The 18,818-nt window shown below is 64.8% G+C and carries 19 protein-coding genes; 15 read left to right on the forward strand and 4 right to left on the reverse strand.

The window, feature by feature from the left end; all coding sequences use genetic code 11:
- Positions 1-98 precede the first annotated feature (98 nt).
- The 6 genes from AS9A_RS20395 to AS9A_RS20420 are packed head-to-tail and all read left to right on the forward strand — an operon-like array spanning position 99 to position 5,698.
- Positions 99-1,448: a peptidoglycan DD-metalloendopeptidase family protein gene (locus AS9A_RS20395; RefSeq protein WP_237707847.1), complete on the forward strand. Its 1,350-nt coding sequence runs from the start codon at positions 99-101 to the stop codon at positions 1,446-1,448.
- Between the two features lie 20 nt (positions 1,449-1,468).
- Positions 1,469-2,008: a hypothetical protein gene (locus tag AS9A_RS20400; RefSeq protein ID WP_237707848.1), complete on the forward strand. Its 540-nt coding sequence runs from the start codon at positions 1,469-1,471 to the stop codon at positions 2,006-2,008.
- 33 nt (positions 2,009-2,041) lie between these two features.
- Positions 2,042-3,772, forward strand: coding sequence for a type IV secretory system conjugative DNA transfer family protein (locus tag AS9A_RS20405; protein WP_013809047.1), 1,731 nt, complete (start codon positions 2,042-2,044; stop codon positions 3,770-3,772).
- Positions 3,769-4,275 carry a DUF4913 domain-containing protein gene (locus AS9A_RS20410; RefSeq protein WP_013809048.1) on the forward strand — a complete coding sequence of 169 codons (507 nt, stop codon included), beginning with the start codon at positions 3,769-3,771 and terminating at the stop codon, positions 4,273-4,275. The genes AS9A_RS20405 and AS9A_RS20410 overlap by 4 nt, the downstream gene beginning before the upstream one ends.
- Complete coding sequence (locus AS9A_RS20415; RefSeq protein WP_013809049.1) at positions 4,272-4,964, forward strand: hypothetical protein; 693 nt, start codon at positions 4,272-4,274, stop codon at positions 4,962-4,964. Before AS9A_RS20410 ends, AS9A_RS20415 begins: the two co-directional genes overlap by 4 nt.
- Positions 4,961-5,698: a hypothetical protein gene (locus AS9A_RS20420; RefSeq protein ID WP_013809050.1), complete on the forward strand. Its 738-nt coding sequence runs from the start codon at positions 4,961-4,963 to the stop codon at positions 5,696-5,698. The genes AS9A_RS20415 and AS9A_RS20420 overlap by 4 nt, the downstream gene beginning before the upstream one ends.
- Before the next feature lie 29 nt (positions 5,699-5,727).
- Here AS9A_RS20420 and mobF read toward each other — a convergent pair whose 3' ends face one another.
- Positions 5,728-9,285, reverse strand: coding sequence for a MobF family relaxase (gene mobF / locus AS9A_RS20425; RefSeq protein WP_237707978.1), 3,558 nt, complete (start codon positions 9,283-9,285; stop codon positions 5,728-5,730).
- A gap of 239 nt (positions 9,286-9,524) precedes the next feature.
- Between mobF and AS9A_RS20430 the strand changes: the two genes are divergently transcribed.
- On the forward strand, positions 9,525-9,893 hold the full coding sequence (locus AS9A_RS20430; RefSeq protein ID WP_013809052.1) for a hypothetical protein: 369 nt from the start codon (positions 9,525-9,527) through the stop codon (positions 9,891-9,893).
- Entirely contained in the window at positions 9,890-10,441 is a 552-nt protein-coding gene (locus AS9A_RS20435; protein WP_013809053.1) for a hypothetical protein, read from the forward strand. The genes AS9A_RS20430 and AS9A_RS20435 overlap by 4 nt, the downstream gene beginning before the upstream one ends.
- A gap of 89 nt (positions 10,442-10,530) precedes the next feature.
- Here AS9A_RS20435 and AS9A_RS20440 read toward each other — a convergent pair whose 3' ends face one another.
- Both AS9A_RS20440 and AS9A_RS20445 read right to left on the reverse strand, forming a co-directional pair.
- Positions 10,531-10,839, reverse strand: coding sequence for a hypothetical protein (locus tag AS9A_RS20440; protein WP_013809054.1), 309 nt, complete (start codon positions 10,837-10,839; stop codon positions 10,531-10,533).
- Positions 10,840-10,854: 15 nt separating this feature from the next.
- A complete protein-coding gene (locus AS9A_RS20445; RefSeq protein WP_013809055.1) occupies positions 10,855-11,157 on the reverse strand; it encodes a hypothetical protein in 303 nt (100 codons plus the stop codon).
- Positions 11,158-11,354: 197 nt separating this feature from the next.
- Here AS9A_RS20445 and AS9A_RS20450 point away from each other — a divergent pair, with 197 nt between their 5' ends.
- The 6 genes from AS9A_RS20450 (at position 11,355) to AS9A_RS23460 (ending at position 16,977) form a co-directional block, all read left to right on the forward strand.
- Entirely contained in the window at positions 11,355-12,152 is a 798-nt protein-coding gene (locus tag AS9A_RS20450; RefSeq protein WP_041452308.1) for a hypothetical protein, read from the forward strand.
- Positions 12,145-13,257 (forward strand): XRE family transcriptional regulator, encoded by a 1,113-nt coding sequence (locus tag AS9A_RS20455; RefSeq protein WP_013809057.1) that lies wholly within the window; start codon positions 12,145-12,147, stop codon positions 13,255-13,257. The genes AS9A_RS20450 and AS9A_RS20455 overlap by 8 nt, the downstream gene beginning before the upstream one ends.
- Positions 13,258-13,324: 67 nt before the next feature.
- Positions 13,325-16,075 (forward strand): ATP-dependent DNA helicase, encoded by a 2,751-nt coding sequence (locus AS9A_RS20460; protein WP_013809058.1) that lies wholly within the window; start codon positions 13,325-13,327, stop codon positions 16,073-16,075.
- Between the two features lie 85 nt (positions 16,076-16,160).
- Positions 16,161-16,418 (forward strand): type II toxin-antitoxin system Phd/YefM family antitoxin, encoded by a 258-nt coding sequence (locus AS9A_RS20465; RefSeq protein WP_013809059.1) that lies wholly within the window; start codon positions 16,161-16,163, stop codon positions 16,416-16,418.
- Position 16,419: 1 nt separating this feature from the next.
- The gene (locus AS9A_RS20470) at positions 16,420-16,677 is read left to right on the forward strand and encodes a Txe/YoeB family addiction module toxin (RefSeq protein WP_013809060.1); all 258 of its coding nucleotides are present in this window, start codon (positions 16,420-16,422) and stop codon (positions 16,675-16,677) included.
- A 144-nt stretch (positions 16,678-16,821) separates the two neighbouring features.
- Positions 16,822-16,977 carry an Lsr2 dimerization domain-containing protein gene (locus AS9A_RS23460; RefSeq protein ID WP_013809061.1) on the forward strand — a complete coding sequence of 52 codons (156 nt, stop codon included), beginning with the start codon at positions 16,822-16,824 and terminating at the stop codon, positions 16,975-16,977.
- Here AS9A_RS23460 and AS9A_RS20475 read toward each other — a convergent pair.
- Positions 16,933-18,138, reverse strand: a complete 1,206-nt coding sequence (locus AS9A_RS20475; protein ID WP_013798052.1) for an IS30 family transposase — start codon at positions 18,136-18,138, stop codon at positions 16,933-16,935. The genes AS9A_RS23460 and AS9A_RS20475 overlap by 45 nt on opposite strands.
- A gap of 40 nt (positions 18,139-18,178) precedes the next feature.
- Here AS9A_RS20475 and AS9A_RS20480 point away from each other — a divergent pair, with 40 nt between their 5' ends.
- On the forward strand, positions 18,179-18,421 hold the full coding sequence (locus AS9A_RS20480) for a histone-like nucleoid-structuring protein Lsr2 (protein WP_013809062.1): 243 nt from the start codon (positions 18,179-18,181) through the stop codon (positions 18,419-18,421).
- Positions 18,422-18,818: the final 397 nt, after the last annotated feature.

Genomic DNA, 18,818 nt, shown 5'->3' on the forward strand with positions numbered 1-18,818 from the left:
GTCCTCGACGTATAAGAGCGCGGACCGGCCCGATCACCGGGGCATCGACCTGGCCGCCCCCGACGGCACCCCGATGTACGCGATGGCTGGGGGGAGTGGTGACCGCCGCCGGCCCCGCCTCCGGGTTCGGGAACTGGATCATCATCGACCACACGATCGACGGCAAGCCCTACTCGACCGTCTATGGCCATATGTGGGACGACGGGGTCGCAGTGCAAGTGGGCGACACCGTCACCGCAGGACAGCACATCGGCGAAGTGGGCAACAACGGCCAGTCCACCGGCGCTCACCTGCATTTTGAGGTGTGGGAGGGCGGGAGACTGGCGGGGGGAACCGAAACCGACCCCCAGCCGTGGCTCGACAGGGCGGTCAACCCAGGCTCCGGAGGGAGCGCCCCAGACGCCCAGGACAGCGACACGACCCCGTCCCCGTCCTCGCCGAAGCGGCCAGCCCCGCCGTCTGGCGGGGAAATGCCCGATTCGGACAAGATCCAGTCCAAGGAGAATCTGCAGGTCGACTCGATCCGTGTCGCCCGGGCCGTCGCGCAGCGGTTCCCGTCAGTGCAGACCATCGGCGGCTGGCGCCCGGTCGATGCCTACCCGGACCACCCCTCGGGGCGGGCAGTGGACATCATGATCCCGGACTACGAGTCCGGCGAGGGCCGTGAGCTGGGAAATCGGATCAAGAACTACCTGCTCACGCACCGCGAGTTCTTCAACATCGAGTACATGATCTGGCGGCAGATGTACATCCCCGCCGAAGGTCAGCCCAACCAGATGCCGGACCGGGGCACCCCGACCGAGAACCACTTCGACCACGTCCACGTCACCGTCGTCGGTGGCGGGAAACCGACGAGCGACCAGCGCTACGGATCGGCCCCGACCGACGGGGCCGACGACTCCTCGGAGACCAGCGGAACAGCCGCCGGCGAGGACTGCGCCCCAGACTTCGGGCACCGGAGCCTGAACACCGGTGAGATCCCCGAGGAGTTGCGAAAGTGGATCGACCTGGGTGGCCAGGTGTGCCGCCAGGTCGATTCGCCGCTGCTAGCTGGGTTGATCTATCACGAGTCGGCAGGGTTTCAGGCCACCGCGGTGTCACCGGTCGGAGCCCAGGGCTACGGGCAGTTCATGCCTGGCACGTGGGCGTCCAAGGGCGCGAAGGTCGACGATAACGGGCAGGTGGCCGGCCCGCCCGGCTCGGGATCCCCGTCCGACCCGGCAGATGCCACGATGGCCGCCGCCCGCTACCTGTGCGAGATCGCTGAAGGCCAGCGAGAGGGCATCGCCTCCGGCCAACTCAGTGGGGATCCGCAGGCACTGATGCTGGCCGGGTACAACGCTGGCCCCGGAGCGGTGCAGCAGTACGGCGGGGTTCCGCCCTACGCCGAGACCCAGAAGTACGTGGTCATCGTGCCTCAAGAGGCCGAGCGGTTCGGACGCGCATGAACGAGATGAGGGATCAAGCGATGAGCAGAACGAAACTAGTCCTACTAGCGGCACTAGTGATCGCAGTCGCGGTGGCCGCCGTGGCGGTAGCGATCACCCTGGGCCGCGAAGACGAACATGGCACCGACGCACACCTGCACATCGACCCGATCACCACGGCAGACGAGGTGGCGGTCGCGGTGATGTCCGGGGTCCACACGTGGACCCCGGCTCAGCAGCAGTCCCCGTGGGATGCGATGCACGCGATCGCCGACCAGCTGACCGGGCCGATGGCCACAGCAGCAGCGACCCGCCCCGATCCCGACCCCACGCCCCGGCAATGGCCGGCCTGGGCCAGGTCCGGTGACCGCGTCATCGGAGCCGCCAGCCTGGCCGGCGAGCAGGACCCGGTGGACGACGACGCTCACGCCGCGCAGCGGGTGGTGCAGGTCCAGCAGAAGGTGCTGCACACCGACGGAGCGACCACCCCGCTCGAGCAGATCACCGTGACCGTCGAGCTGGAGCGCGCCGGCGACCACTGGAAAGTCTCCGGCTACCAGTACAGATCCGTCGGCGAATAGACCACCCGCAAGCACCCGCACCAAGGAGCAGTCATGGCAGGCAAAGACGTCGCACGAAAGTCACAGACGCGCGAACCCGGACCGACAATCGCCCTGGCCACCATGGGTCTCATCGCGGCCGCGGTGCTCGGCGTGTGGGCGTGCCTCACACTCGGGGAGAAGATCACGGCCAGTGGCCAGGACGTCCCCGGCAACCCGGTGGTCGCGGTGATCGACCTGGCGCAAGGACAAATCGCGTGGACCACCGGCGCCACCGTCGTCGCGGTCGCCCTGGTGCTCATCGCCGGTGCACTGTTGGGCGGTGTCGCAGGTGCACTGGGGCGCCGGCAGGCCCGCAAGACTCGCGTAGACGACGTGAGCCAGCACCTGGCCGGCCGCGCGGACGTGAAATCACTGTCTGCCAAGAGCGTGACTCGCGCGAACCGCAGCCGGGGCGAGGCCACCAGCGTCCCCGGGGTGTACATCGGCAAAGAGGTCTCTACCGGGCAAGACCTCTGGGGCGGTTGGGAAGACCTGCACCTGGATCTGTGGGGTCCCAGGCAGGGCAAGACCTCCAGCCGGATCATCCCGATGATCCGGCGAGCGCCGGGAATCTGCATTTCCACCTCATGCAAGCGCGATGTCATCGAGGCGACCATGCCGTTTCGGCAGCAGGTCGGCCGGGTCTGGGTGCTCGACCCGCAGGACAAGGCCGTCGGCCTGGACACCTCGAGCTGGTACTTCGACCCGCTGGACTTCGTGCGCCGTGACCAGTGGTGGGACGGCAACGCCGAGGAGCTCGCCGAGATCTTCAACGCCGCCACCGCCCGCGGTGAGGCTGGCAGCGACCCGAACGCCTACTTCTACAGCCAGGCTGTCGACCTGCTCGCCTCGTTGTTCCTGGCGGCAGCGATGGAGGGGCGGCCCATCACCGATGTCTACGGCTGGGTATCCAACCTGGAGGACTCCACCCCGGTCGAGATCCTCTCGGGCAGTCAATGGGGGCCGCAGGCCGCAGACCTAGCCAGTAAGTACCGCGCCGAGCCCCGCACCCGCTCCAACGTCTTCTCCGCGGCCAAGAACATGATCTCTTGCCTGGGACGACGCCAGATCGTGCGGTGGTTGACCCCGCAGGCCGGCGCAGAGCGATTCGACCCGGTGGCCTTCGCAAGCTCCACCGCCGACACGCTGTATCTGGTCTCCGATGAGGAGAACCCGATCGGTCGGCCGGTGACGTCGATCTTGACCGTGGCCGTGTTCAAGGCCCTGGTCGACCGCGCCGACACCTGCACTGGCTCGCGTCTGCCGGTCCCAGTGACCGCGGCGCTGGACGAGATCGCCAACATCGTGCGCTGGCCCCGCCTGCCGGACTACTACTCCACGTTCGGCTCTCGCGGCATCATCTGTGACACCGTGCTCCAGTCCTACGCCCAGGGCGTCGAGGTCTGGGGGGAGCAGGGCATGAAGAAACTGTGGTCGGCCGCGTCGATCGTGGTCATCGGCCCCGGGCACAAGGACTACCGCTTCCTCGATGAGTTGGCCCACCTCATTGGCACCCACACCGAACAACAGCGTTCGGTCTCCCACGGCGGCGGCGATCGCGGTAGGTCCGTGTCTACACAGATCGTCGAGAGGCAGACCCTCAATGCCGCAGAGCTGGCGGCACTGCCCTTTGGACGAATGATCGTCCTGGCCACCGGCCGTCGGCCGATTCTGGCCCGAATGGTGCGCTGGGATCACCAGGATCTGCCCCCGGCGCCGAAGAACAAGGAGACGGCGGCGTGAGCCACTTATTCGACGAGACGATCGTCAAGGCGTTCAGCGCCACCATCAGTGAGGTCGCTAAGACCGCGCTGCCTGCAGCAGTACAGGACGTGCTGGCGACACCGCGCCTGTCGGATCACCTCGCTCGCACCATCGAGCGAGAGGTGGAGCAGTTCGCGGAGACCGAGTTGGGTGTACCGCCGTCTCTGCGTTTCACCGACGAGTTCGCGTTCTTCGATGACTACCTCCGGTACGCGTACGAGTCGACAGGGATGAGCCAGAAGTGGTGCTCACGGTGGTGGGCCCACGGCTCAGTGCGGTTTCGCATCCGCTCGATGTGGCTGGCCTACGAGGCGCTCGCCCGCAAAGAACCGGCCACGTGTGACGAGCTGTTTCTTCGCACCATCGGGGACCACCACATGACCCTGCTGACGGGGGAGGGTTCTCCGATGCGCGCCTGCGACACCAACCATCAACCAGGAAAACCACTCAAATCCGATCCAGTTGAAGGAGGCGCATCATGAGCCCCCATCCCAGCGACCCCGTGGTTGCCAATCTGATCCGCCACGCCCGCGTGGGCGCGTCGGTTAGTCCGCACCCGACACGGACACGCTCGATCGGAGAACGCTCCGTCCGCCAGCACTCGGTGGGATCTCTGATAGTTGAGACCGCTCGCGCCGATGCAGGGGTGTCCGGGGAGGTCGCCCAGGCCCGACGAGAGGTGATCGCCGGCGAACTAGAGCGGCGGAGAATGGTCGAAGCTGCCGACGAGGCCCGCAGACGCGCCGAAGTCGACCGTGCGCAGGCCGAACGCGACCGAGATGAGGCAGTCACTCGTGCCCGTCGACAGGGCGGACCTGACCCCGATTTCCTCACTCTCGCCTTGATCGCCGCGGTGACACTCGAAGTGTCCGACACCGACCTGGTCGGAGTACTCGACGCCGCACTCACCGATACTCCCGATCTATCAGCAGCCGATACCGCCGCGCTAGCCGGCGACCGTCGAGTCGGGCTGAGCCCTGATCAACTGTCGGATGAGCTGACCGCTACAGGCGTCTCCCCGTCGGTCGTAGATGGGTTGGTCAGCTCAGGAGTTGGGACGACCGCGCCGGCTGAACTGATCATGCAGTCCGAGAGTTCCGCGCAGCAGACCCTTGCCCCCCACACCAGTACCCCAACTATCGAGGCATCTCCGGAGGTCGAGGAAGCATGACCGCAAGCGCCTCCAGCTCCGACGAGCTCCACGCATACCTGACTGAGGTGTTGGCGGCAGCGAACTCGCCGTTGACTGTCTTACCGCCGTCCCCAGCCGAGAACCCCTGGAAGATTCACTTTCGAGACTCACGGCTCGACACGACCAGGCACCTCAGGCGCGACCAGCTCCACACGCTGCTCGATACCCGACCGGCCGCTGCCGTCGTTACCGCATTGGAACACTGGTCGGCGGCCCCCGAGATCGTCATGGCCATCACAGATACGCACTTCCGCCCCGATGAGATCCGCATCGGGAATGTCGAGAGTAACGCCCTGTTCCAGGGCGTCATCAACGTGGAATCTGAGCGTGACGAGATGACGATTGCTGTACCAATCGACTCCATCTCACTCGATCCGCCCGAGTTGATCGGACCTAGTGCGCTACAGGCGATTGAGTCCACACTCGATCGCCTCACCGGCACCTCGGTGGACGAACGCCTCGACATGATCACCCCGATAGGCGTCCAGATTTCCACCGGCACGCTCACCCCGCCGGCCTGGTCGCCCCCCGTTGCACCCAGCACCACCTCGCGCCCCAGTGCTGCGAAGGAGGCAGCTACTGCGGTCAGTTCGTTCATCGGGTCCTATCTGACCCATCGGGGACGCCAAGACCCGGCCAGTAGCTCAGACCCAACCGACTTCACGCCAAGCTCACACCTGAGCCGACAGTCCGACCCCGGGCCACAGTTCTAACGCCGGCTCGAGGGCACCCGGCAGGGTCATCAGAGGTCAGCTGACGAATCCGGCCCCGTAGCCGGACCCCAGTTCACAGACGGTCCGGTCGTCTTCCCGACGGCCGGGCCGTTTGCTCTGTCTGCGGCCCGGTGCGCGAGGTAAGAGGCCGCGAAGGGGTCCAGATCCTCGTCGTCCTGTTCGGGGGTCTCCTCGATGGGCGCGTGGGTAAGTCTGGTGTGTTCGGCCAGGGTTGCGGCTGCGTAGTCGGCCAGCTCGGTGTCCATTCCGGGGTGCCGAGAGGGCAGGGGGGCCAGGTGCCCGAGGTCGGTGTCGGTGTCGACCTCGTAGCCCGATAGCCAGCCGGTGGCCGAGGCAAGCGGGTCGTCCGGGGAATCGACCTCGTGGTGCCACTGCGCGATCGCGGCGGCGACGTCAACGCCGCGGGCAAGTGCCTTATCGACGGCGACGCGCAATGGCGCTGTCTCTGCCTCAGGCACCTCACCGACGGTCATGGCGCCGGCCAGGTGGGTGGTGTAGTCGCGCACGAGCAGATCGCGGGCGGCGGCGTAGCCGGCGGCCATGCGGTCCGGGTCCTCGGCTGCGGCAAGCGCGTCGCGCAGTTGCTCGGTGGCGGTGGTGTGGCCGTCGTCCCGGGCCAGGGCCGCGGCGAGAACGCCGCGGGCTGTGGTCAGGCGGGCGTCGACTCCTGGGGGCAGGTGTGGCTTCTCGGTCTCCACATCCAGGGGAGAGTCGGTGACGGCGTAGGCGTGGTTCTCGGCCCGGCCGCGGGATAGGGCGACGTACAGGCCGCGGCGGTTGGTCGCCTCGTCGACGACGGTGCGGGAGACGTCGACGGTAATGCCCTGCGCGCGGTGGATAGTGCTCGCGTAGCCCAGCTCGGTACAGCCAGCGACGTAGTCAGCATCGAGAGTGACCCGGCCCCGGTGCCGGAGGTGCCGCACGGTCAGCGAACCGTCTGCGCCGACCTTCTCCACGCGCCAGCGGTCACCGTTCTGCACGCGGGAGCCGGGCCTGGTTCCACCCTTGGTGCGAAGGCCCCCGTTGTTGGCGCGGGTGACGACGATGTCGCCGCGGCCGGCGGTCAGATCGTCGGCCAGGTCGACCAGACGGCGCGCCTGAGCGGCTCCGGTGTCACGGTGACGATTCTGGATCTGGGTGTTGAGCACGCGGACTGTGGCGGTGGTGGAGGCCAGGACGATCCCGTCGCTCCCGGCGTCGGTGTCAGCGAAGTGATCGGCCACTGCGGCGGCGATCATCTCCTCGCGGGCGCCGCCGTGGACCCAGCCGTTGTCGGCGTGGAATTGCAGGGCGTCCTGATCGCCGGATCGGATGGCGATAGAGGCGCGGGCCTGGGCGGTGTCGTCGCCGAAGCGGACGACGTCGGTCAGTTCGGGGGCGTTGGTCTCGGAGGCCACCAGGCGCATGAGTCCGCCGGACTCGACGGCGTCGAGCTGCGCGGGATCTCCCACCATGCGCACCACCGCGCCGCGATCGCGGGCGATCTCCACGAGCGCCGCGACGTCCTTGGTGGAGGCCATGGCGGCCTCATCGAGCAGCAGCATCGCACCCGGTTCGATGGTGACCGGCAGCTCTTCGGGACTGCGGGCGGCGAACCCCATGTACTCCATTTTTCCGCGCCACCGGTAGGTCAGCGAGGCCAACGTGCGGGCTTCGGCGCCGATCTCCTCACCGAGAGTGTCGGCGGCGACCGCGGACGGCGCCAGGGCGATGACCTGTCGGCCGGAAGCTTGCCAGGCGGCGGTGACGGCCTTCATGGAGGTGGTCTTGCCCGTGCCGGCGGGACCGACGCCGGCGGCGACGAGTTGCCCGGACAGGCAGAAGTGTTCGGCCAGCGCGCGTTGTCCGGGGTTGAGGACGCGGCCGCTCGCGGACTCTTGCTCGGCGATAACCGCTCGCAGTTGCTCGCCGGTGGTGAACACCGGGACGGGAGTTTGTGCGGCGGCGACGACCTGGCCCTCGGCGTCGAGCATGGCGGTTGAGGTGTGGAGCAGCTCGCCGTGGCGCTCGAGGACACCGAGCCCGTCGGAGTCGCGCCGCAATGCGGTGGGCGCCTCCAGCGTCTCGGGCGTCGACAGGGCCACCGACCCGCGTCCCAGGGCGTGGTCGACCACGGTAGTCACCGCGTGGTCCCGCTCGGTGGGTGAGGTGAACGCGACGTTGGTCAGTTGGGTCTCGACCACGGCCCGCACGTGCGCATGGGTCCACGTCGCGCGGGCATCGGACACGGCCTCGATGACGCGGGCGGACTCGACCTCGACGGCCTCCATCTGCCGCACCGAGGGGTTCATCTCGCGCGCCTGACTGTCCGGAGTTTCGGGGTTCAGTGCACGGGAGACCATGGCGTCGACGGCGGCTTCTGATCCGAGGTGACGGGCGGCCAATCGGCGCCAGGTCGACTGGTGGTCGGCCAGCGACCGGGACTCCTGCTTGCCTTCCCGAGTGTCTAGCGTGGCTTGCTGGAGAAGCGCGTACTGGACCGCCTGAGTCGGTGCCCGACCGTGGGTGGCCCGGTACTCGGCGAGGAGCTCGTCGCGGCGAGCCTCGACCATCTGACGGCGTGAGGAGAACGCCCGGCACAGCGTCTGATCAATGCCGGCGACCTCCCAGACGGGCTGCCTGTCGCGTGTGGGATAGCGGGCCTCGAACGCCACGCCCATCTCCCGGCGCAGGCGATCAACGATCGCCGCGTTGTAGCGCTGGGACGCGGCCACGGCGTGCTTGTGTAGCGCCGCACCATCGAGGGCGGACCACTTGCCGTCGACGCCCAACACCTTGTTCGACACCGCGCAGTGGGTGTGGAGGTTCGGGTCGCCGGCGCGGGTGTCGTAGTGGTCGAACTGGGCCACGATCAGACCGTGGGTGTCGATCTGGCGCTCGCTGCGATCACCGCGGCGGGTGAAGGCGGCCTCGCGCTCGATCCACGCCAGGGAGTCGTTGACGCACTCGCGGTGGATGCGTTCGATCTCTCGCCGGGTGTCGGTGTCCGCCAGAGCCCATAGGGTGCTGACGGACTTCTGCGGAGTGAACACCAGATCCATTCCGGCGACCGGCTGACGCACGTTGCTTCGCTGCGCGGCGGCCCAGGACAGCAGCTCCCGCTCCGTGGGTGGCTGGTGCCCGAACTTGGCGCGGTAGTGCTTGTCTGCCAGCGTCCGCCAGAGGTCCGAGGTGGTGGCCTTGTCGATCGTGTGGCCCTCCTCGGCCAGCTCCCGGAGCGTGGACTTGTACTCCTCCACGAGCGGGATCTCGTTCTTGAACTCCGGGAACTTCCGACCGAGCGCGGTCGCCTTGAGGTCGGCGCCGGCCTCGAGCATCTGGTCGGTGTTGGGGTGCCGGCCCTCGCCGAACAGCGCCTTCATCTGCTCCTCGGACACCGTGCCGGAAACCGGGCTGATCTCAGAGAGCGCTTCCAAGCCAGCGCCGTGCCAGCGGCCGGGAGGGGTGCCATTGGCGGTGTAGTAGTCGGTCAGCTCCTGGCCACGTTCGCGCAGCCGGTCAGCAGTAGCTACCTGACGTGTCAGGTAGCTGTAGCCGTCCCCGCCGTGCAGCACGTGGAGGGTCATCACGACGCCCACTCTAACCCCACGCCCGCCGCCCGGTCACGGACGAAGTCTGAAAATCAGCAAGAGGTGTGTAGGTTCTCAAGGCTGAGCGAAGCGAAGTTGGTGCGTGGAACGAAGTGACACGCCGGGGTTGGCTCTGCTGCGGGACGGGGGCAAACAAGGGTCTGGTGGGGGAGGAGCGGCGTGGATAGAGTTGACGGCGAGAACAGACACAGCCGGACGACAGGGGAGTGACGACCGTGGCTAAGACCTCCGACAAGACCAGCGCCCGCAACCGGGCGCGCCAGGCGCTGGCCGAGAAGCAGCGCAAGCGCCGAGAACGCGACGAGCGCATAGAAGCCGCCGCCACCCGTTACTTCGCCGCCGCCGACGCGATCGAGAAGGCGCGACTCGACGCAGGCGAGGCGATCAAAGCTCTTGTCGACGAGGGCGAACCGCGCGCCGAGATCGCCGAACTGCTCGGCATCACCACCCGCGACATCAAGCTGTCCCTCGACACCCTCACCAACGAAGACACCGGCGAAGCTCAGGAGCAGAGCGAGGATGTGTCAGCGGAGCCCGATGACTCTGCACACGACGACACGACCGAGGACCGCCACGTGGCATGAACACCTTCGACGATGTCCCGCTGCCCGGGTTGGAGTACGAACACCAGTCCCGGCGGCTGGACGTCGCCACCCCCCGGCGCCCGTACAGCGCGCACATCATGCCCAGCGAAGAGACAATCGAGCGCTTCTGGTCGCGGGTCGTCCGAACGCCCCGCTGCTGGATCTGGACCGGAGCGATCAGCGGAGGAGACGGCTACGGTCGCATCACCTGGCGATCGAACGGCGTCAGCCGAACCGAGTCAGCTCACCGGTTCGCGCTCCTCGTCGAGGGCGAGCTTATCGACGGGGCAGTAGGGGAGCACCGCTGCAATGAACCGCTCTGTGTCCGCGTCGACTCGGAGCACCTTATAGCCTCCACGCAGTCCGCGAACCTGCGCTACGCGGTCGCCTGCGGCCGCACCGGAATCATTCGTGAACTCGTCGCCCGCCAGGATCGCCACGCCCGCTCGCGCGCGGTTCGCGACGCCATTGCCGACGGCTGGGACCCCCACGCCTACAAGGCGGCATCCGGTAACACAGCACCGATAGACGCCCCCCATTTGTTCTGACCCACCGTAGATTCACCAGTAGAAAAGGCCCCGCCAGATAGTGGGGCCTTCGTCAGCTTCAGTCGGGGCAGATGTGTCAGCGCCCGGCCCTAACGCCGGCGTTTTCGCGCTGACCAAGACTGCGGCAGCGTCCACCGCAGCGGGGTCTGATCGAACAACGCCCGGGCCAGAGGCGACCGGTACCGCGCATCGTTTCGCACCGCGAACGACCAATGACCGATCAGCCAGGCCAACACCCCGAGCGCTGCGACGGTCGGCGCCCAGGTGCGATCCTGGATGACACCGAGCAGTCCGATGATGGCGCAGAACCCGCCAGTGATTCGAGCGATCGGCGGGGCGAGTACTGCTGCGCCGGCCACTACGACTACCGCCAGAAATGCAGTCCCTGGGTCCCACATCGGCCTATCACTTTCCTACAGCTGCGCCCGGATGCGTGTGAGGATGTCCGGGAACTGCTCCGCAGTCACGCCGAAGTCGTACCGCAACCGGTCGATTGCCTCGGCTTCGGAGTAGTCCAGGGCGTCGAGCTGGTCCTGGCGCTCGAAGATCAGAGCATTAAGCAGCTTCTCGCCCATCGACCACGCAGCATCAGGCTCCCCGCCCTGTTCTCGTGCTTCATGTGAGCGGTCCACCGCCCTGGCGATTGTCTGGCCCTGCTTGTCGCGCTGCGTCGCCATGATCTTGTCGTCGGTCTCACTCATCGTCATCCCCGCCATTTCTGCTCCCTGACACTGGGCCCCTAGTGTCCCCGGTGGGTCCGACACCCTCCAGCGAATAGCGATGCGTCTGGACCGTGTCCGAATCAGCCCCGGGGCGGTCGTTCCGCTAGTTGAAAATGCGTCTAGTCCCCTACATGAACGCCCGAGAGTAAAATTAAGCACCCTATTTACTGTCAGTAGTGTACATTGTCCTCATGATCGCAAAAGTCGACGCCATCAGAAGCCTCACGGCTTCGGGCTTCCTCGATGTCCTGAAGTGGGCGGCGCCTGTGGCGTTCGCTGCGACAGATCAGCTGTACGACGAGGACCAGGGGCACGGCCAGGGTTTCGTCGGCTTCGTTAATTTCACGCACTTCAAAGATCTCGTTGATCGTGCCACGGCGAATGGTCGCTTCAAGCTGGGCGACGGGCTCGCCGGCCTCGGTGAGGACGTGCTCAAGCGGGGCATCACACCGGAGGCGTTCGGCTCGATGCCGAGGCTTCCGGCGGGTGCGGTCGTGCGCCGGGACTACAGGCAATCTCCGGGCTGGGCGATTGAGGGCTACCGGGTTCTGCTGCAGTCGTACCCGTTCGGCAAGATCGACGACATCAAGTGGGCGCAGCGTAGCGACGTGAAGAAGCGCGTCGCAGACCAGTTCTTCGTCGGAGACGCAGAGCTCTTCTCCCACGAAGAGCTCGGCCTTGAGTCGGTCCCGGGCGTCCCAGACGACGACGGCTTCGCCGGTGTGACGCTCATTGCGGCGCACGCGTTTAACCCGGCGACGAAACAGTTCCAGATTTACATCGGGCAGAGCAAAAACCCCGAGTACGCGGACAATTCCTGCTGGCGCTGGAGAACGCTGTTGCTCTCGGGCGGCACCCCGGCCGGAGGAACGGACCTACCGGCCTCGCTCTCGATGCCCAGAGGCGGCGCCTCGGCTGACGTCGAGGACGTGCCGGTGCGGATTAAGCGGACTGGCGCGGGCGAAGGGTCGGGCACCGCGGATGGCTGAGGTACGCCGACCGTCCCAGACGCTCGCAGCCGCAGCTTCGTTCTTCAACGGTGAGCGCCTCACCATGGCGCGCCAGCTTAAGGGGCTCAAGAAATCTCACCTCGCCACTCTCATCAAGATGTCACCCGCCTCGGTGACGGCATGGGAGAGCGGCGCCAAACAACCCAACCGCGCGACGGTGGCGAAGCTGGCTTTGGCGCTACAGGTCGAACCGCAGTTTTTTGGGGGCGGCGCTCCGCCGAAGACCGACAAGCCCAACTTCCGTTCTCTACGCTCGACGCCGCAAATCGCGCAAGACGAGGCGGAGGCGTACGGCCGGTTCGTTGCCGAGATTGCGGGGATGCTCGAGAACGCCGTCGAGTTTCCCGAGGTGCTGCTCCCAGACCTCCCGACTGACCCCGATGAGCGATCGATGACCCCTGAGAAGGCAGCGCGAGCTGCGCGGGAGTACTTCGGTGTCGGACCGGGGCCAGTGCAACACGTCGTGCGCCTCGTCGAGCGCAGCGGCGTGGTGGTGGTGTTCAGCGAACCTGGCGTGGCCGCCATCGACGCCTATTCGCTGCACTCGGCAACCCGCCCGATCATCGTGCTGAACCCCGTGAAGGACGACTACTACCGGCAGCGCTTCGACGTTGCCCACGAGCTCGGCCACCTGATCATGCATCACGACGCGGAGCCGGGCGGCAAAGTCGTGGAGGAGCAGGCCAACAGATTCGCGTCGGAGTTTCTGATGCCAGCCGACGAGATCGCGCCGTTCCTTCCCGCCTCGACGGCGGGCAAGGCGTGGGCGAAACTGGCAGATCTCAAGGAGTACTGGGGTGTGAGCCTCGCGGCCCTGTTATATCGAGCTCGTGCGCTCGGAATCATGAACGACGTCTCGTACCGCAACGCCGTCATCCGTATGTCCCAGAACGGCTGGCGGCGGGCCGAGCCTGGACGAATCTCCTCGCTGGAAATGCCTTCGATGCTGCCGCGCGCACGTGAGGTGCTCCACGAGGCAGGCGTCGACGAAGAGTCCTTCCTCACCGGTTCGGGGCTGCCCGTTGGCCTGTACAAGATCGCCGCATCGCGGGTGCCAGTCTCGGCAATGCGGGAGCCGACGTAGTGAGCGCGATGGGCGACCCCACTTGTAGCCACGACGCAGCGCATCGCCTCCACGAGCGGATCCTCTGATGGCGACGCTCGAGGGACAGGTGCGCGCCGCCAGCGACGCCATCGATACGAACATCTCGATGATTACCGCGGACCGCGGGTTCCTCTCGAAGAACGTCCTGCAGTACCTCCGCGATCTCGTCGAAGCGATGATCGTTTGGGCGCATACGGGCGATCCCACGCGGAGCTTCACCTACCAGACGCAGTTCGACCCCGCTCGAGACTTCGCGAAGGCGCAGGCCAAGTACCGACCACTAACGCGCTTCCACGCCATGCTGCAGGTCAGCGTGTCCCACTTCACGCTCGACAGCGACCCATCCGAGCGGCTGATGCTGAAGTACTACGAGTACCTGCTCCGCACGCGTCAGATCGCGAAAGATCACCTCGGCACCGATATTCTGCGAAACCTCGAGCGTTTCCCTCTCGACCTCGATCCCTTGCTTCGCGAGTACTACGAGAAAATCGCCGCCCAAATCGGAGCGCCGGGATCGGCGCCTCCGCGCGTTCCGCGGCGCGATCGGTACTACGTCCTCAGTTCGCGACCCTTCTATGCGAGTGGGCGGATCTACTACGAAGTCACCTTCGCGCCGGCGCACAACAAGACAAGCAAGTTCGACCGCATCATCGGCTTCACCAACATCGAAGTGTCAGACTCCTACGCCGCAAACATGGAGCTGGAGCGCAGCTCAATCGATGTGTTCGGACAAGCTATGCCGATCGTCCTGATTCGCTCATGGGACGTCTCAATACGTCCCTGCGAGTTCAACAACTACGCGCGTTTCTTCGGTCAGCAGACCAATGTGAAGGCGGGGCAGCTTGAGTACCGCAACCTCATGCAGTACCTGACGACCACCAAATTTAGCCTGCTGGACCTGATCGATATGCCTGATGCGGACTTCGTGCGCGTTCGCACCTGGGCGACCGACGGCATCACGCGGGCAGACGAGATCTTCATTATGCTCCAGAGCTCACGAGACATCATCCGACACAACCGGCCCGGTTCGCGGATCCTGCGGTACCTGCTTCTGGGCATGAACAACATGGTGGTCCGAGCGCAGTACAAGCCAGAACGTTGTGGGCCGCTGTCGAACCTATTCCTCACGCCGATGTCACGCCCCTTCGACACCATGCCCTTCTGTTCCTACCCTCGCCGCCACACACCGCGATTCTTCGACCTCGCCACGGCGCTCAGCAGTGAGGGGCGCGAGCACGAGTTCCTAGCTCGCCGCGTCATGAACAACGTCGAGCAACACGGCAACATCTACACGCCGGACGCGGAGCTCGAGGACCTCGGCGACCTCGATCAGCTGGTCGCGAAGTACAACGACCTCCTTCCACCGACAGCAACCCACAAGCCGCGGCACATGGCGCACGACAAAGGCCATGTCCTCATCACCGGATACGAAAACGACTCGGTCACGATCATCGACAAGCTTCAGGCAATCGCGGCGAGTGGTCTCGCTAATCACGAGACCGACGCGAGGGCCTGGATCGACGCCAACCCATTTGAGATTGACGATGAGCTGAAGGCAGACGCGCTCACTCGGTTGTTTGCTGAGTCCAAAGTCGCCCTCATCTACGGTGCGGCCGGAACAGGCAAGACCCGCATGGTGGAGCACATTGCCAAGTACTTCGATAGTGCCCGGCAGCTCTTCCTCGCCAAGACCAACACCGCCGTCGACAATCTTCGTCGTCGCGCCAATTCGAGCGATGCGTACTTCAGCACGATCGACAGCCATCTAGGTAGCGGATCCGCCACGAACTGGATGCACTTCGATTTGCTCGTCATTGACGAGTGCAGCACCGTCGGAAACGCTGATCTACTGAAGGTTCTAGATAAGACCTCGTTCGACCTCCTCGTACTAGTCGGCGACGTCTACCAAATCGAGTCAATAGAGTTCGGCAACTGGTTCAGGACGATCCGCTCCTACATCACGCCCGAGTCCGTATTTGAGCTCACGGAGCCGTACCGCACGAACGACGGTGCCCTGCTGACCCTCTGGAACCGAGTGCGAACGCTCGACGACAAAATCGAGGAGTCAATCTCTGGAAACGCGTACGCCGGGGCGCTTGATGGATCGCTGTTCGCTCGCGTCGACCCGGACGAGATTGTGCTCTGCCTGAACTACGACGGTCTCTACGGCATTAACAACGTCAACCGCTTCATGCAGACGAGCAACCCGAACCCCGCCGTCGTGTGGGGCGATTCAACTTTCAAGGTCGGCGACCCGGTTCTCTTTAACGAGACAGACCGGTTCCGGCCGCTGATCTTCAACAACATGAAGGGCACGATCACCAAGATTGACTACGTGCCCGGCCGGATCACTTTCGACGTAGACATCAAGCGAACCGTGACGACAGCGGATCTCTGGGGTGCGGACCTGCGGTGGGTGTCGGACACCGTCGTGCAGTTCGACGTGCTCGAGCGTGCGGGCACCGACGACGATGACGACTCCGCGACCACGGTGCTGCCGTTCCAGATCGCGTACGCCGTCTCGATCCACCGCGCGCAGGGCCTCGAGTTCGCGAGCGTCAAGGTCGTCATCACGGACGCCAGTGAGAAGCGGATCTCGCACAGCATCTTCTACACCGCCATCACCCGGGCTCGTCAGCATCTCAAGATCTACTGGACGCCCGAAACGCAGAAGCGAATCCTCAGCCGAATGGTAGTGAGTGAAAACGTCAAGGACGAAGCGCTGCTGCGCGCGCGGCGTGGCGTCAATCCGGTAGCCCAGCGGCCGCGTATGCAACACGTTCGTCGGGTTCCCTGAACGCGCACCGAAGCTCCGCAACGAACACAGCCTAGTTGCCCCACCCGTTCTTAACCTGTACGCTTTTACGTACAGGAGGTTCGTAATGAAGACTATGAGCTACACCGAGTCCCGGGCGCGCTACGCCGAGGTTCTCGACGGGGTCACCAATGACCGCGAGGAGGTCGTCATCACCCGTGCTGGCCACGAGCCGGTGGTCATGGTCTCCCTCGACGACTACGAGTCCCTGCGCGAGACCGCCCACCTGATGCGATCCCCGGCCAACGCTCGCCGACTCCTGGACGCGATGGAAAGGCTCGAGGCCGGCCGCGGACAGCCCCGCGACCTGCTCGACGCCGACTGACATGCTGCTGGTCTGGGACGACAACGCCTGGCAGGACTACCTCTGGTGGCAACAGCAGGACCGCAAGATTCTCAAAAGGATCAACACCCTCCTGCAGGACATCACACGCAACGGCAATGAAGGAATCGGCAAACCCGAACCCCTCAAATACGACTTCGCCGGATACTGGTCCAGACGGATCACCGACGAACACCGCCTCGTCTACAAAGTCACCGAAACCGAAGTCCGTATCGCCACCTGCCGCTACCACTACGGATAACCTCTAGGTCTACGCCGCATACCACCGGGATGCAGTGCGCAGAAACCCTTGGCGTGAAGCGTCGACGAATGTGATCGCTCCTCATTTATTCCCGTGATGCATACTGTGATCCCGCAAGGACAGCAATCGCAGTAGGGGGAAGCAATGGCTCAGCAATTTCAGGTGCGATACATCGACGATCTCGACGGAACCGACCTGGGCGAGACGTCGAACACCATCTCTTTTGCCTTCGAAGGCAAGGAATACTCCTCGGATTCAGGGGGTCCTTGCAACACCTGGATTTTCTGGTTGTTCGTTTGAGAGTAGTTGCTGGAGTTTCTCTGCGGGTGTTGCGTAGCCGTGACGTTTGCGGGGGCGATCGTTTAGTTCGGTGGCAACAAGGTCGAGGATCCCAGGGCCGTGAAGGGACAGATCCGTTCCCTTTGGAAAGTACTGGCGCAGCAGGCCATTGGTGTTCTCGTTGGATCCGCGTTGCCAGGGACTGTGCGGATCGCAGAAGTAAACTTTGAGTCCGGTCGCGGCTGCGATCTGCACATGTCGTGTTAGTTCTTTGCCCTGGTCCCATGTGAGAGACCTGCGCAGTAGCTCTGGCAGCTGCCCCATTTTCTCGACGATCGCGTCCTGTACCTGCATCGCGCTATGACCATCGGGCAGGTGCAGCAGCATGACGAACCCACTGGCGCGTTCTACCAGGGTGCCGATGGCGGTGGCGCCGTCTTTCCCCATGATTAAATCGCCTTCCCAGTGGCCGGGAACCTTCCGGGTATCGGCCTCGGGCGGGCGCTCACTGACATTGACCATGCCAGGTATACGACCGCGCCGCTTATCGGCTGTGCGGTTGGGTTTACGCAGGCTGCGGCCGGTTCTCAAGTGTCTGGCGAGTTCCCGTTTCAGGCTGCCTCGAGTCTGGACGTACAGCGACCGGTAGATCGATTCATGTGACACCCGCATCTCCTCATCATCGGGGAAGTCCACTTTCAGTCTTCCCGCGATCTGTTGAGGACTCAGGTTCCTTTTCAGCTGGTCCTGCACATAGGAGCGCAACCGCTCATTCGTTGCGAGCTTACTGTCCTTAGGACGTTGAGCACGCTCTTCCGCCTTCGCCTGGGCGTAGGTCGGGGTGTAGTAGCGGCGATTGCCGGAAGTTTTGCTGTATCCCCGATCGATCTCGCGCTTCACCGTCGACGGGGCACGATCCAGCTGCCGCGCTATCTCACGTATCGAGCATTTCGCTGCGTATCGCATCCCGATCATTTCGCGTTCCTCGAACGACAGATACCGCCCGGAAGGCGGCTTGACTAATGACGGCGTCACCCCGCCAGTTTTGCGGAACCAGCGCGTCACCGTCTGACGATGGAACCCCATCGAAGCCGCCGCGTCAGTAATCGATTCACCCGATCGAATTCGTAACCAAAACTCGCGCTGAATGTCGGCTCGCTTCCGCGGACGCGTCATGACCATCTACAACACCCCTGTTCAACAGGGGTGTTGCAAGGACCATATGAATTCGCCCTCCATCGACCTTAGCGACGACAACGCCGAGGCATTCCGCGAGGCCGTAGCGCCGTACATCGAGGCCGGCCACCGGGTGACCGGAAGGAAGGCCAAGACTGCCCGCAAAACTGCAGCCACGTCCGGGAACACCAAAGCGATTCGCGAATGGGCCCGCAACAATGGCTACGACATCTCCGACCGCGGACGCATCCCCGCCGACGTAGCCGACGCGTACGCAGCAGCCAACTAGGCCACCTGCCCAGCGCCCCCAACAAGCAAGCGCCGAACCCGCTCAGGACAGCCGTTCCCACAACCTGTCCTGAGCGGACAGCGCGCCGAAAAGCGCTCCTGCCAGCAAATATGTTAACGCCGATAATCGTCGTTATGTAAAGCCAACGATGCCGAGTTGTAGATTCCGCGAGCTCGACCCCTCCCAATCGCACGGGCGCGTCCGTGCTCGGACCGTATGTGACCTGGTATGAGCGAAGGTCGAGCTGTTACTTCGCGGTTCGTCGTGCGTCTATTGCTAGCCGATTCCACAAGGGCGAAAACGCTGCCACCTGCGGCTCGCGGTCGAGATGCGCGCTAGCCACGGCAGCTCGCGCCGCGGGAGGGGTGCAGCAGCTCTACCACTAACGTGGGTGCAA

The sequence above is a fragment of the Hoyosella subflava DQS3-9A1 genome, from assembly GCF_000214175.1.
Taxonomy (GTDB): Bacteria; Actinomycetota; Actinomycetes; order Mycobacteriales; family Mycobacteriaceae; genus Hoyosella; species Hoyosella subflava.